Annotated in this window: 9 protein-coding genes and 1 tRNA gene; 5 read left to right on the forward strand and 5 right to left on the reverse strand. The window is 64.4% G+C overall.

Features of this window, described 5'->3' with window-relative positions; all coding sequences use genetic code 11:
* The first annotated feature begins 462 nt into the window (after positions 1 to 462).
* Positions 463 to 1170, forward strand: coding sequence for a dienelactone hydrolase family protein (locus tag AQ611_RS07455; RefSeq protein WP_069235183.1), 708 nt, complete (start codon positions 463 to 465; stop codon positions 1168 to 1170).
* A 196-nt stretch (positions 1171 to 1366) separates the two neighbouring features.
* Here AQ611_RS07455 and AQ611_RS07460 read toward each other — a convergent pair whose 3' ends face one another.
* A complete protein-coding gene (locus AQ611_RS07460; RefSeq protein WP_231935918.1) occupies positions 1367 to 2164 on the reverse strand; it encodes an FkbM family methyltransferase in 798 nt (265 codons plus the stop codon).
* A 202-nt stretch (positions 2165 to 2366) separates the two neighbouring features.
* Between AQ611_RS07460 and AQ611_RS07465 the strand changes: the two genes are divergently transcribed.
* Positions 2367 to 2443 (forward strand) — tRNA-Met (locus AQ611_RS07465).
* A gap of 340 nt (positions 2444 to 2783) precedes the next feature.
* Positions 2784 to 3986, forward strand: coding sequence for a DNA polymerase IV (dinB, locus tag AQ611_RS07470; protein ID WP_083237379.1), 1203 nt, complete (start codon positions 2784 to 2786; stop codon positions 3984 to 3986).
* A gap of 108 nt (positions 3987 to 4094) precedes the next feature.
* Here the strand turns inward: dinB and AQ611_RS07475 are convergent, their stop codons facing one another.
* The 4 genes from AQ611_RS07475 to fixL all read right to left on the reverse strand — a co-directional run bounded on the left by AQ611_RS07475 (position 4095) and on the right by fixL (position 11165).
* A complete protein-coding gene (locus tag AQ611_RS07475) occupies positions 4095 to 6206 on the reverse strand; it encodes a M3 family metallopeptidase (RefSeq protein WP_069234134.1) in 2112 nt (703 codons plus the stop codon).
* Between the two features lie 535 nt (positions 6207 to 6741).
* Entirely contained in the window at positions 6742 to 7599 is an 858-nt protein-coding gene (gene folD, locus AQ611_RS07480; protein ID WP_059516506.1) for a bifunctional methylenetetrahydrofolate dehydrogenase/methenyltetrahydrofolate cyclohydrolase FolD, read from the reverse strand.
* A gap of 420 nt (positions 7600 to 8019) precedes the next feature.
* Positions 8020 to 8658: an oxygen response regulator transcription factor FixJ gene (gene fixJ, locus AQ611_RS07485; protein WP_006025940.1), complete on the reverse strand. Its 639-nt coding sequence runs from the start codon at positions 8656 to 8658 to the stop codon at positions 8020 to 8022.
* On the reverse strand, positions 8655 to 11165 hold the full coding sequence (fixL, locus tag AQ611_RS07490; protein WP_059516508.1) for an oxygen sensor histidine kinase FixL: 2511 nt from the start codon (positions 11163 to 11165) through the stop codon (positions 8655 to 8657). Before fixL ends, fixJ begins: the two co-directional genes overlap by 4 nt.
* Between fixL and AQ611_RS26625 the strand changes: the two genes are divergently transcribed.
* Both AQ611_RS26625 and aceE read left to right on the forward strand, forming a co-directional pair.
* Positions 11085 to 11297: a hypothetical protein gene (locus AQ611_RS26625; protein ID WP_082711906.1), complete on the forward strand. Its 213-nt coding sequence runs from the start codon at positions 11085 to 11087 to the stop codon at positions 11295 to 11297. The genes fixL and AQ611_RS26625 overlap by 81 nt on opposite strands.
* Before the next feature lie 157 nt (positions 11298 to 11454).
* Positions 11455 to 14151 carry a pyruvate dehydrogenase (acetyl-transferring), homodimeric type gene (gene aceE, locus AQ611_RS07495; protein WP_059516510.1) on the forward strand — a complete coding sequence of 899 codons (2697 nt, stop codon included), beginning with the start codon at positions 11455 to 11457 and terminating at the stop codon, positions 14149 to 14151.
* The last annotated feature ends 47 nt before the right edge of the window (positions 14152 to 14198 follow it).

Consider the following 14198-nt stretch of genomic DNA (forward strand, 5'->3'; position numbering starts at 1 on the left):
GGGGGCGCCGGTCTACTCGCGCGCGGAGAATGGGCGCGGGCGGAATTTGTCCTGCCGCCGAATGCCCATGGCGGTTCAGTCAAGCGATGAGTGACAAGTGCGCTACTCGAAAGCCCTTAGGTTCTATTCAAAAAAGGAAGCTGACGATTGAAAGCGATCGAGCAATAGGGAAGCGAGCGAACGCCGTGGGCGCGAAAGACAGCAACGCGGCCGCCGTGCGGCCGACATTCCCGATGGCCAAGCGTTGATCGGCGCGCCGGATGAAATCGGGCAACGGGCGAACTCAGAGAGTGGCGAAGCGGCGCCGGCCATCTCTGTGCAGCGTGCGCGTGCCTCGCGCGCAGCCGCCGGGAAGCGACGGTTGGCACATGCGCCGCTCGGGCCGTCGCATCGGCTCGAACACCGAGCAGCGCCGCGAAGCGTGCGCTATGCTAGACGGCTCATATGGCTGAGGACCACACGATGACACAAACGCTCGGATCCACGATTACCTTTCAGCGGCCGGACGGCCAGACCGTGAACGGCTATCTCGCTCGGCCGGAGCAGGCCGAAGGCGCGCCCGCGATCGTCGTCATTCAGGAATGGTGGGGCTTGAATGACCAGATTCGCGGCGTCGCGGACAGGCTCGCACGTGCCGGTTATTTCGCGCTCGTTCCCGATCTCTATCGCGGCAAGGCGACAGTCGAAGAAGAGGAGGCTCATCACTTGATGAATGCACTCGACTTCGGCGACGCGACGAGCCAGGACATTCGCGGCGCGGTGTCCTATCTGAAACAGCATGCGGCGCGCGTCGGCGTGACGGGCTACTGCATGGGCGGCGCGCTGACCCTGCTCGCGCTGTCCCAGATTCCGGACGTATCGGCCGGCGTGGTCTGGTACGGCTTCCCGCCGCTCGACTACATCGACGCAACGAAGATCCGCGTGCCAGTGCTCGGCCACTGGGCCACGCAGGACGCGGCCTTTCCGATCGCAACCGTCGATGCGCTCGAAGCGAAGCTGCGCGAAGCCAACGTCGATTTCACGTTTCATCGCTATCAAGCGCATCACGCGTTCGCGAACGAGACGGCGCTCGGGCCGAACCGGATCGCAATCACGCAGTACGATCCCGTATGGGCGCAACTGGCGTGGGACCGCTCGTTGACGTTCTGGGGCCGCACGCTCTGGAAGTAATGCGCGATCGAGCAGCCGCGCCGGCTGCGTGTGGCAGCCGGCGCGGCGTTCAGCAGAGGGCGGCGGTGCGCGTCATGCCGTCATCTTGTCGACGGCCATCGAAAAAGCGCCGGGAAGGTTTCTCCGCCGGCGTGCTGCGGCAGTGGAGCGGCCAGGCCGGCATGCGCCGCGGCCGGCCTGCCATTGCATCGCTCAATCAGACCGGCGTGCCGACGCTTGCGAGCGCGGCCGCGTTCCCGGCCATCGCATGGTCGAATTCGCCGCGCTTTTCGGTCGGCACCATGAAGTAATCCCAGCACACGTAGTCGCAGCCGAACTTCCAATCGTCGCGCGTTTCGAACGGCGTGAGGAAGATGCTGTATAGCGTGTAGCCGTGCTGTTGCGCGAAGTCGAACAGCGTTTCGGCGGTGTTGCCGTAGGCGCTGTACGTCGGCAAGCCGTACTCGACCGACACGACCGGGCGAAAGCGCCCCAGCGTGACTTGCGCGCCGCGCAGGCAGTCGATTTCGCCGCCTTCGATATCGATCTTCACGAACGACAGCGATTCGAGCGCGGACGTGTGCGCATCGAGTGTGCTGACGGTGACTTCGATTTGCGTGGGGTTGGCGGCTTCGGGCCGATTGAACTGGCGCTGGCGCAAGCCGCTTTCCTCCGGCGTGCCTTGCGCATAGGAAAACGACGCGGTGCCGGGGATATTGCTCAACGCAAGATTGAATAATTGGACGTTGGGCGTCGCGGCGAATCGTTGGGTCAGCGCTTCGTATGCGAACGGCAACGGCTCGAAGCCGAGCGCGCGGCCGTTCGGCCCGATGCATTCGGCGAGCGGCCCGAGATGCCGGCCGACATGCGCGCCGATGTCGATGACCGTGTCTCCTTGCTTGACCCACTTGCGATAGTGATATTCGAGCAGCGCCTCGAAGCTGAAGCTGATTGCTCCCGCATCGAGCAGTTCACGAATCCGAATCAGTCTGGCACGGCTGGCGGAATGCTCCACGTTGTCCTCGTCCTTGTCGTCGAAGAGGTTAGGGGGGTGACCTGTCCCCGGATGATCCTAACACAGGGACGATGGCGGCCGATATCGGCTTGTTCCGGTTGTGTTACGGTGGTTTCAGCTCGCCGCGCGACGGTCTCATGGAAATAAATTGAATGGAAGTTTGACTCATCCTCATAAACCCCATATAATCTCTTTTCTCTGACGCGGGGTGGAGCAGTCTGGCAGCTCGTCGGGCTCATAACCCGAAGGTCGTAGGTTCAAATCCTACCCCCGCAACCAAATACGGCGAAAAAAAAATCCCGCGTATGTGACCGATGCGCGATTCGCCAAAAAGCCCGGCTAATGCCGGGCTTTTTTGTTTGTATTCACATGCGCCGCACTCGCCTTTCGAGATCCTCTTCTTCTGGCGCGTCTCCCCTTACGTCGCATCATCGCGCTGTGTTCTTGTCTGCGCGCTTTGCGCATGGCGCGCTGCGCGTTCGAATCGATCCATCGCAGAACAACCTGTTCTTCGGCGCGCCGTGCGCAGTCGTCGCGCGGCGCGCGGCATCGGTACGCATGCTTCGTCCCGAGCCGCACAGTTGAAACGCGCACTGTGTTTTTGTACAGTATCGGCATCTTGGATAAGCCGCCGCTCCCTCCTGACGTGCCGTCACCGCCATCGAGCGGCGCGTGTGCGTTCGTGCGCAAGATCATCCATTGCGATTGCGACTGCTTTTATGCGTCGGTCGAGATGCGCGACGATCCGTCGTTGCGCGGCCGTCCGCTCGCGGTCGGCGGCCGGCCCGATCAGCGCGGCGTGATTGCCACCTGCAATTACGACGCGCGGCGCTATGGCGTGCATTCGGCGATGTCGTCGGCGCTTGCGATGCGCAAGTGCCCCGACCTGTTGATTCTGCCGCCCGCAATGGACAAGTATCGCGCGGCATCAAGGCTCATCATGGCGATCTATCGCGATTACACGCCGGATGTCGAACCACTGTCGCTCGACGAGGCGTATCTCGACGTGAGCCGCGCCACACGCTGTCGCGGCAGCGCGACGCTGATCGCGCGCGAGATCCGCGAGCGCGTGCGCGAGACGGTCGGCGTCACGGTGTCGGCTGGCGTCGCGCCGAACAAGTTCGTCGCGAAGATCGCGTCCGACTGGAACAAGCCCGACGGCCTTTTCGTCGTGCGGCCGCATGAAGTCGATGCGTTCGTCGCCGCGTTGCCGGTGCGCAAGCTGCATGGCGTCGGCAAGGTGACGGCCGCGCGGCTCGACAAGCTCGGTATCGGCACTTGCGGGCAACTGCGCGCATGGTCGCTGTTCGATCTGCATCGCGAGTTCGGCGCGTTCGGCCGCCGGCTTTACGAGCTTGCGCGCGGCATCGACGAGCGGCCGGTGCGCGCGGATCAGGAGCGCAAATCCGTCAGCGTCGAGACGACCTACGTGCAGGATCTCGCCACGCTCGAGCAATGTGCGGCCGAGATTCGCCGGCTGACGGCGCAACTCGATGTGCGCATCGAACGGGCAGGGGCGGCACGTTCGATCAGAAAGCTGTATGTGAAGATCCGTTTCGCGGATTTTCAGCGCACGACGGTCGAATGCGTGGCCGATGCGACCGATCCGGACACCGCGGTCGCATTGCTCGAAAAAGGGCTCGCGCGGCGCAGGCAGCCGGTGCGGCTGCTTGGCGTCGGCGTGCGGGTCGACGAGGACACGGCCGAGCGGCATGGACAGATTGCATTGTTCGATGACGATCCGCGCGCCGGTGGAGCAATCGCCGATTGCACGGCGCCCGGCTGCGCCGGCGATGGCAACGGCACTGCGAGCCCGGAGTGATAAACAAAAAAAGTGGCAACCCGCGAATGCAGGTTGCCGCCTGTTTGACGCGCGAACGGCTTAAAGCGAGGGCGCCGTCGCGCACCGCACGCGGGCGATGCCGCGCGCTTACGGGTGCGCCGAGCCGGCGTCGGCCATCCCGTTGTGGCGCAGCAGCGCGTCAATGCGCGGCTCGCGTCCGCGGAACGCCTTGAACGATTCCATCGCCGGGCGACTGCCGCCCACTTCGAGGATTTCGTGCCGATAGCGTGCGCCCGTCGCCGCGTCGAGCACGCTGCCCGCCGTGCGCGCGGCTTCCTCGAACGCCGCGTAGGCGTCGGCGGACAGCACCTCCGCCCACTTGTAGCTGTAGTAACCCGCCGCGTAGCCGCCCGCGAAGATATGGCTGAACGTGTTCGGCCAGCGCGAGAACGACGCCTGCGGGATCACGTGGAAGCGCTCGTTGATGGCGCGCGCGAAATCGTTGACGTTCGCCGTTGCGGCGCCGCCGCTCTGCGGATCGAAATCGACATGCAGCAGCATGTCGAACATCGAGAACACGATCTGGCGCAGCGTGCCGAGGCCGCTTTGGAAATTCTTCGCGGCGAGCATTTTGTCGAACAGCGCGCGCGGCAGCGGCTCGTTCGAATCGACGTGCGACGACATCGATTTCAGCACATCCCATTCCCAGCAGAAGTTCTCCATGAACTGCGACGGCAGCTCGACCGCATCCCATTCGACGCCGTTGATTCCCGACACGCCGATCTCGTCGACGCGCGTCAGCATGTGATGCAGCCCGTGGCCGAACTCGTGGAACAGCGTGATCACCTCGTCGTGCGTGAAGCATGCGGGCTTGTCGCCGATCGGCGCGGAGAAGTTGCAGTTCAAATAGGCGACGGGCGTCTGCACGCTGCCGTCGCCGCGCTTCGCGCGTGAGCGCGCGTCGTCCATCCACGCGCCGCCGCGCTTGCCTTCGCGCGCGTACAAGTCGAGATAGAACTGCGCGACGAGCGAGCCGTCGCGATTTTCGACGCGGAAAAAGCGCACGTCGTCGTGCCACACGGGCGCTTCGTCACGCACGATCCGCACGCCGAACAGCGTTTGTGCGACCGTGAACAACCCCTTCAACACCGCCGGCTCGGGGAAGTACTGCTTCACCTCGTTTTCGGAAAACGCATAGCGTTGCTCGCGCAGTTTTTCCGCCGCATACGCAACGTCCCACGGATCGAGCGTGGCCAGACCCAGCTCGCTTGCGGCGAACGCGCGCAGTTCGTCCCAGTCTTTTTCCGCATAGGGGCGCGCGCGCTTGGCGAGATCTTCAAGGAACGCGATCACTTGCTGCGGCGATTCCGCCATTTTCGGCGCGAGCGATACTTCGGCGAAATCGTGGTAACCGAGCATCTGCGCTTCTTCGCGGCGCAGCTTGAGTTGGTCCGCGACGATCGCCGTGTTGTCCCATTCGATCTTGCCGCCGCCGTACTGTGGGCCGAGTTCGGATGCGCGCGTCACGTAGGCGCGATAGAGGGTTTCGCGCAGCGCGCGGTTTTCCGCGTATTGCAGCACCGGGAAGTACGACGGAAAGTGCAGCGTGAATTTCCAGCCCGCGTGGTTTTCCTTTTGCGCGGCTTCGCGCGCAGCGGCGATCGCATCGGCCGGCAGGCCGGCGAGTTCGTCCTCGCTTTGCGCGTAATACGCGTAGGCGTTCGTCGCGTCGAGCACGTGATCGGAGAACGCCTTCGACAGCGCCGCCTGCTGCTCTTGCAACTGCGCGAAGCGCGGCTTCTGGTCTTCGGGCAATTCGGCGCCCGACAGACGGAAATCGCGCAGCGCATTGTCGAGAATCTTTTTGCGTTCGGCCGACAGCGTCGCGTACTCGGCGCTTGCGGCGATCGCCTTGTATTTTTCGTAGAGCGCGAGATTCTGGCCGACGCTCGACCAGAATTCGGTCACGCGCGGCAGATTTTCGGCATGCGCCGCGCGCAGCTCGGGCGTATCGGCCACCGCGGTCAGATGGCCGACGATGCCCCACGCACGGCTGAGCGGCTCGGTCGTGCGCTCGAGCGCGTCGATGATGTCGGCCCAGGTCGCGGGCGTGTCGGGATGCGCCGCGCGCGCAACGGCGTCGTTTGCGTTGGCGAGCAGCGTGTCGAGCGCGGGCGTCACGTGTTCCGGACGAATTTCGCCGAAACGGGGCAGACCGGAGAAATCGAGAAGCGGGTTGGCATGAACGCTGACGGACATAGGGTTCCCTGGCGGTTGCGAAGTAGGTGAAAGACGGGCGGCATACCGCGTGCCGCCCGCCGGCGTCATATCGACATTATTGGGGCGCGTCGCGCGGTTTCCAATCGGAAGTTTCTAATGAAACGATTGGGGCGGGAGCGCAGCGGCCGGATAACGGGCCGCCTGAAGGCGGCGCGCGCCGGGCACCGCAGTGTCGGAGGGTGGGGCGAACGGCCTGCGTCTCGCATTCGGCCGATGCGGAAAATATATATGCGGCGCCGCGCGTTGCGGCACCGGGGTTGGATGACGATTTGTCGAAGCCGGGACGACTGCCGCGAGCGATGCGCAGTCGTGCCGAGCGGACGGATTAGGCTGTCGGCGTCCATCGAACCGTGTCGCTCCGCGGGCGGACGCCGACGGCATCGTGCATGGGCGGGCACGGCGGCATCGATCGGCGCGGATCGACGCCTTCATCGTTGCGCTGTCGCGTATTCATGCGTTTGCGCCATCATGCAGCAGGACCGCGGAACCACGGAACCGCCGCCATGTCCGGCCGTCAAGCCGCGTGCGCCGCGCGCTCGGCCGATTCGAGCGTATTGATGAGCAACATCGTGATCGTCATCGGGCCGACGCCGCCCGGCACTGGCGTAATGTGGCCCGCCACCTGCGCGACCCCCGCGAAATCGACGTCGCCGCACAGCTTGCCCGCGTCATCGCGGTTCATCCCGACGTCGATCACGGTCGCGCCGGGTTTCACCATGTCGGCCGTCAACACATTGCGCTTGCCGACCGCCGCGACGATCACGTCGGCGTTGCGCGTGTGCGCGGCAAGCTCGCGCGTCTTGCTGTGGCAGATCGTGACGGTCGCGCCGGCTTCGAGCAGCAGTAGCGCCATCGGCTTGCCGACGATGTTCGAGCGGCCGATCACGACTGCATTCGCGCCGACGAGCGAGATGCCGTGCGCCTCGAGCATCTTCATCACGCCATACGGCGTGCACGGGCGAAAGAGCGGCTTGCCTGTCATCAGCGCGCCGGCGTTCGCGACGTGAAAGCCGTCGACGTCCTTCTCCGGCGCGATGGCTTCGATCACCTTGTGGCTGTCGATGTGGGCCGGCAGCGGCAATTGCACGAGGATTCCGTGGATGCGCGGGTCGCGGTTCAATTCGTCGATGCGAGCTAGCAGGTCCGCTTCGGCGAGCGTGGCCGGATAGCGGTCTTTCACGGAGAAAAAGCCGTTGTCTTCGCACGCCTTGATCTTGTTGCGCACGTAGACCTCGCTCGCCGGGTTGTCGCCGACGAGAATCACCGCAAGGCCCGGCTGATGGCCGCGCGCGGCGAGCGCGGCGGCGCGCTCGGCCGCTTGCGCGCGCAGGGTCTTCGAAAGGGCGTTGCCGTCGATCAGGGTGGCTGTCATGGTGAAAATTCGCTTGGCAAGGTGGAAGGCGGGGTGCGGCGCGAACAAGCGCTGCGAAGAAGCGACGGATTATACCGCTCGGCCGCCGCCGTCCGAAGCGGGCGCGACGCCTGGGCTTGCCGCCGGGCGCTCGGCGCGCGCTATCAAAACAATAATGAAAACGACGGGCGGCGGCTGCAAGCCGGCTTGCAATCGTGAGCGGCGCGCAAACGAGGAAGGTGACGGAAGAGTGGGCGCGATGGAATGATGAAAATGGCCCGAACGGCGGAACCGGCGCGCGGCGCGACCAGCGAAGGCAATTGGGCGATCCAGGGCCCAGGACCGGTACGGCGCAGCGCGGGTGAATCCGGCAACGCGAAACGAGCGTTCAGCCGGCGGCGGCGCGCCCGGCAAACCCGGCCGGCCGCGGCGCCATGCGCGTTACGCCTGCTTCTTCGACAGCGCGAGCCGCAGCAGATCAGCGACCGTGTTGACGTTGAGCTTTTCCATGATGTTCGCGCGATGTGCCTCGACCGTCTTGATGCTGATGCCGAGATCGTCCGCGATCTGCTTGTTCAGGCGCCCGGCAATGATCCGCTCGAGCACCTGCTGCTCGCGCGCGGTCAGCTTCGACAGGCGTTCGCTCGCCGCGCGCTGCTCCTGCACGCTCTTGCTTTCGCTTCTCGCCTTGTCGAGCATGCGCTCGACGAGCTTGCGCAGTTCGGCCTCGTCGAACGGTTTCTCGATAAAGTCCATCGCGCCTTTTTTCATCGTCGACACCGCCATCGGCACGTCGCCGTGGCCGGTCACGAAGATGATCGGCAGCGCCGCGTTCTCGGCGATCAGCCGCTCCTGCAGCTCCAGGCCGCTCATGCCGGACATCCGCACGTCGAGGATCAGGCACGCGATCTGCCCCGCCTGTTGCGCGGGCTGGTATGCGTCGAGAAACTGCTCGGCACTCGAGAAGCATTGCACGCGATAGCCGTTTGCCTCCAGTAGCCATCGCAGCGAGTCCCGCACGGCCTCGTCGTCGTCGACGACAAAGACGGTTTCCTGAGAGGTGGTGACAGGGCTATTCATATCTCTCCCGTTACGGTTTGTGTTGGCGAGGTCTCGGACCCGTGACCGGGATCCTCCGGTTCTCCAATCGGCAGGCTGCAGTGGAACGTGGCGCCGGATATGCTGCCGTCCGGCTCGACGTTGTTGACCACCCACAGGCGTCCGCGGTGCGATTCGATGATCGATCGGCAAATATTGAGCCCCATGCCCATGCCGTCCGATTTGGTGCTGTAGAACGGTTCGAACAGGCGCTCGGCGGACGCTTCGTCGACGCCTGGGCCCTGGTCGATCACGCGGATGTCGACGAAGCCCGCTTCGAGATCGGCGACGATGCGGATCACGCCGTCCGCGCTCGCCAGCTTGACTTCCTGCATCGCTTCGGCCGCGTTCTTTAGCAGGTTCACGAGCACCTGCTCGATCAGCACCGGATCGACATAAATAATAGGCATTCTCGCGCGGATTTCGGTGACGATCCGGATCCGGCGTTTTCTCGCTTCGATTTCGGCAAGGCCCACCGCATCGGCAACGATGTCGACGACGCGCGACGGCTGCCGCTTCGGCTCGCTGCGTTTGACGAACTCGCGGATCCGCTTGACGATCATCCCCGCGCGCAGCGCCTGCTGCGCGGTCTTCTCGAGCGCGGGCGCGAGCGTCTCGGGCGTCGCGCGGCCGCTTTTCACGAGCGCGAGCGTGCCCGAGCAGTAGTTGTTGATCGCGGCGAGCGGCTGGTTCAGCTCATGCGCGATCGACGACGCCATTTCGCCCATCGTCATCAGCCGGCTGGTGAACTGCAGCTTCTCCTCCTGCTGGTGCGCCAGTTCCTGCGCTTTCTTGCGGCTCGTGATGTCGGTGGCGATCTGCATTTGCGCAAGATGGCCGTCGACCCACTGAATGTACTGGCGGCGCACTTCAAACCATTTCTGGATGCTCTCGACGTAGACTTCCTGCGCATCGGCCGCGCTTTCGGTCAGCGCGGCGGCGGGCAGGCCCGCATAGGTGTCGACCAGGTCGATCGAATCCGATGACGCCTGTGCGCTGTCGAAACCGCCGCCCGACAATTCGAGGTGGCCGTCCGGGCGGATGCCGAACAAGTGCCGGTAATAGCGGTTCGCGAACAGCAGCTCCGCCTCGTCGGCGGCGAGCACCGACACGGCCGCATCCAGGCTTTCGAGCACTGTCGTGAAGCGTTCGTGCGCGGCGGCCAACTCCTCGCGCGCGCGCTTGGGCTCGGTGATGTCCGTCATCGACGACATCCAGCCCGTTTGCCGGCCCGAACTGTCGATGAGCGGCGATACGTAAAGGCGTGCGTGGAACAGCGAGCCGTCCTTGCGGCGCACGCGCAGCTCGAAGCCCGAGCTGGGCGCCTTGCCGCGCAGCGTCATGTCGAGCTGGCGCTGCATTTCCGGGTACGCGTCGCGCGGCCAGTACGGAAACGGTGCGATCTTGCCGACGAGATCGTTCTCGTCCCAGCCGGTCATCCGGCAGAACGCGGGGTTTACGTGCGTGATCCGGCCGTGCATGTCGAGCACGCGCATGCCGATCAGCACCGAATTTTCCATCGCGCGGCGAAAGAACGCCTCCGCATACAGCGCCTGCTGCGCCTCGAAGCGCTGGCGCGTGTGCTTCCAAAGGCTCCATAGGCTCCAGAGCACGAAGCAGGACAGGCCGGCAACCAGCCAGACGAGCGTGTTGTTGGTCAGGTTCGTCGTTTGCGGGTACGCATAGACGCGCACCGTCAGGCCCTGGCCGGGCGGGTCCAGCGGCAGGTCGTAGTGCGCGTCGCGCGGCAGGCGCGGGCGCGACGACGTCGACGCGAGTTCGCGGCTGTTCGCATCGACGATGGAAATCTTGTATTTCGCGGACAGCTCCGGCGGGATGTCGTGCTTCAGGATGCCTTCGACCGAGAACACCGCGGCAATCGAGCCGAGATAGTCACGCTCGCGGATCACGGGCGTTTGCAGCGTCAGGTAGCCGTAGCCGAAATCGTCGTAGACGAGGGCGGAGTACGTTTGCCGGCGGGTGTTGCGCGCCGCGCCGAACGCGCCGCGCACGATTTCGTCCATCTGCGTGTCGTTCGGCCTCGCGAGCCGCTGGCCGAGCAGCGGGAGCTGCATCGCGGGCCAGCGTTTCGCGCCGGGCGCGGTGTACCAGTTCAGATAGAGGATTTCCGGATGCGCCTGCAGCACGTCGCCGACCGTTGCCTGGAACGCGTGCTCGTCGACACGGCCCGCGGCGATGTCGCGCGCGAACGCCTGCAACTGTTCCTGCGCGCTCGTCATCGACAGGCGGATCTGCTGCTGCGCCCACGCGACGTTGCGATACAGCGTGTCTTCCTGCTGCTGCTGCTCGCGGCGATTGAGGCTCCATAGGATGAGGCTCATCACGACGAGGAAAACGAGAATCGACAGCAGCGGCGTCAGCAGATAAGAGTTGGACCACCATGGTCCATGGTGCCAGCGGGACGGCTGCGACTCGGCCGGCGAACGCGACGGTCGCGCCGAGCGTGCGAGAAGCCGATCGGTCAACATGGCTGGATTGTAGCTCAGCGCGTATCGCCCAAAGGGCACGAAAGACAGGTTGAACCGAAAGCGGAAATAGCGGCGCGCGATCCGCTTTCGATGCCCGTGCGGCGGGTGCGGTGCAGCATTATTTCACATTAAGAAAAATAATCTCATAATTCGAAAATTATGTTGCACGGGGCCCGCGACGCTCTTTACAATCCGCGGGAGCTTGCGGCAGCCGGCCATCGACGTCGTCTGCATGAAGAGCGATCCTCATATCCCAGGACGCCAAGTCCAGGACACCCAGGAGACGAGCATGTCCGCTGTACCCAACGAAGTGCTGAAATACGTCACGGCCGAACGTGATGACGATCCGCAGGAAACCGTCGAATGGCTCGAAGCGCTTGACGGCGTGATTTCGTCAGTCGGCCCAGGCCGTGCGCACTATCTGATCGAGAAGCAGATCGAATTCGCGCGGGTACACGGCGAGCACCTGCCGTTTTCCGCGAACACCCCGTACATCAACACGATTCCCGTCGAAGCCCAGGCGAAGATTCCGGGCGACCAGGACATCGAGCACCGCATCCGCTCGTATACGCGCTGGAACGCGATCGCGATGGTGCTGCGCGCGGGCAAGGACACGAACGTCGGCGGCCACATCGCGTCGTTCGCATCGGCCGCCACGCTGTACGACGTCGGCTACAACCATTTCTGGCACGCGCCGTCGGACAAGCACGGCGGCGATCTCGTATTCGTGCAGGGCCACTCGTCGCCCGGCGTTTACTCGCGGGCTTTCCTGCTCGGGCGTCTGAGCGAGGCGCAGCTCGACAACTTCCGCCAGGAAGTTGGCGGCAACGGCATCTCGTCGTATCCGCACCCGTGGCTGATGCCGGATTTCTGGCAGTTCCCGACCGTGTCGATGGGGTTGGGCCCGATCATGGCGATCTACCAGGCGCGCTTCATGAAGTATCTGCAGTCGCGCGGGATCGTGAATACAGAGGGCCGCAAGGTCTGGGCGTTCCTTGGCGACGGCGAAACCGACGAGCCGGAATCGCTTGGCGCGATCGGCATGGCGAGCCGCGAGAAGCTCGATAACCTCGTATTCGTGATCAACTGCAACCTGCAGCGTCTCGACGGCCCGGTGCGCGGCAACGGCAAGATCATCCAGGAGCTCGAATCGGAATTCCGCGGCGCCGGCTGGAACGTGATCAAGGTGATCTGGGGCAGCCGCTGGGATGCGCTGTTCGCGCGCGACAAGACGGGCGCGCTGATGCGCCGGATGATGGAAGTCGTCGACGGCGAGTACCAGACGTACAAATCGGAGTCGGGCGCATACGTGCGCGAGCACTTTTTCAACACGCCCGAGTTGAAGGCGCTCGTTGCCGACTGGTCCGACGACGACATCTGGAACTTGAACCGCGGCGGCCACGATCCGCACAAGATTTACGCGGCGTACCACGAGGCGAGCAACGCGAAGGGCGCGCCGACCGTCATTCTCGCGAAGACCATCAAGGGCTACGGGATGGGCGAGTCGGGCCAGGCGATGAACATCACGCACCAGCAGAAGAAGCTGCCCGTCGAGCAACTGAAGAAGTTCCGCGATCAGTTCCGCCTGCCGATCTCGGACGACGAAATCGCCGACGTGCCTTACGTGAAATTCGACGAAGGCTCGAAGGAACTCGAGTACATGCGCAAGCAGCGCATGGATCTGGGCGGCTATCTGCCGCAACGCCGCGAGAAGGCGCAATCGCTGCCGGTGCCGGCGCTCGACGCGTTCGAGCCGCTGCTCAAGGGCACGGGCGAGGGCCGCGAGATCTCGACGACGATGGCGTTCGTGCGGATCCTCAACATCCTGCTCAAGGACAAGACGCTCGGCAAGCGTATCGTGCCGATCGTTCCCGACGAATCGCGCACGTTCGGCATGGAAGGCCTGTTCCGCCAGATCGGCATCTGGAATCAGGAAGGGCAGAAGTACGTGCCGGAAGATTCCGACCAACTGATGTTCTACAAGGAATCGCAGACCGGCCAGATCCTGCAGGAAGGGATCAACGAGGCGGGCGGCATGTGCGACTGGATCGCCGCGGCGACGTCGTATTCGACGCACGGCGAGATCATGGTGCCGTTCTATATCTTCTACTCGATGTTCGGCTTTCAGCGGATCGGCGATCTGGCATGGGCGGCGGGCGACATGCGCTCGCGCGGCTTCCTGCTCGGCGGCACCGCGGGCCGCACGACGCTCAACGGCGAGGGGTTGCAGCACGAGGACGGCCATTCGCTGCTGTGGGCGGCGTCGGTGCCGAACTGCGTGAGCTACGATCCGACGTTCGGCTACGAGCTTGCCGTCATCATGCAGGACGGTCTGCGCCGGATGGTGCAGGAGCAGGAGGACGTGTACTACTACATCACGGTGATGAACGAGAACTACGAGCACCCGGCGATCCCGCAGGGCGAGCACGTGGCGGCCGACATCATCAAGGGCATGTACGCGTTCCGCAAGGCCGAGGCCGACAAGAAGGCGCCGCGCGTGCAGCTGCTCGGCGCGGGCACCATCTTCAACGAAGTGATCGCCGCGGCCGATCTGCTGAAGAACGACTGGGGCGTCGCGGCCGATCTGTGGAGCGTGCCGAGCTTTACCGAGTTGGCGCGCGAAGGCCACGACGTCGAGCGCTGGAACCTGCTGCATCCGTCCGAGGAGCGCCGCCTCACGCACGTTCAGCGCTGCCTGAAGGACACGCAAGGCCCGGTCATCGCGTCGACCGATTACGTGCGCGCGCTCGCCGATCAGATTCGCGGCCAGATCGATCGCCGCTACGTCGTGCTCGGCACCGACGGCTTCGGCCGCTCGGATACGCGCCGCGCGCTGCGCCACTTCTTCGAGGTCGACCGCTATTGGGTCACGGTCGCCGCGCTGAACGCGCTCGCCGACGATGGCAAGATCGACCGCAAGATCGTTGCCGAGGCGATCGCGAAGTACGAGCTCGATCCGTCCAAACCCAACCCGATGACGGTTTAACACGTGCGCCGCATGCCGCACGCCCCGTTCGCGCGATGAGCACGGGG

This window comes from Burkholderia singularis (genome assembly GCF_001718875.1).
Lineage (GTDB): Bacteria > Pseudomonadota > Gammaproteobacteria > Burkholderiales > Burkholderiaceae > Burkholderia > Burkholderia singularis.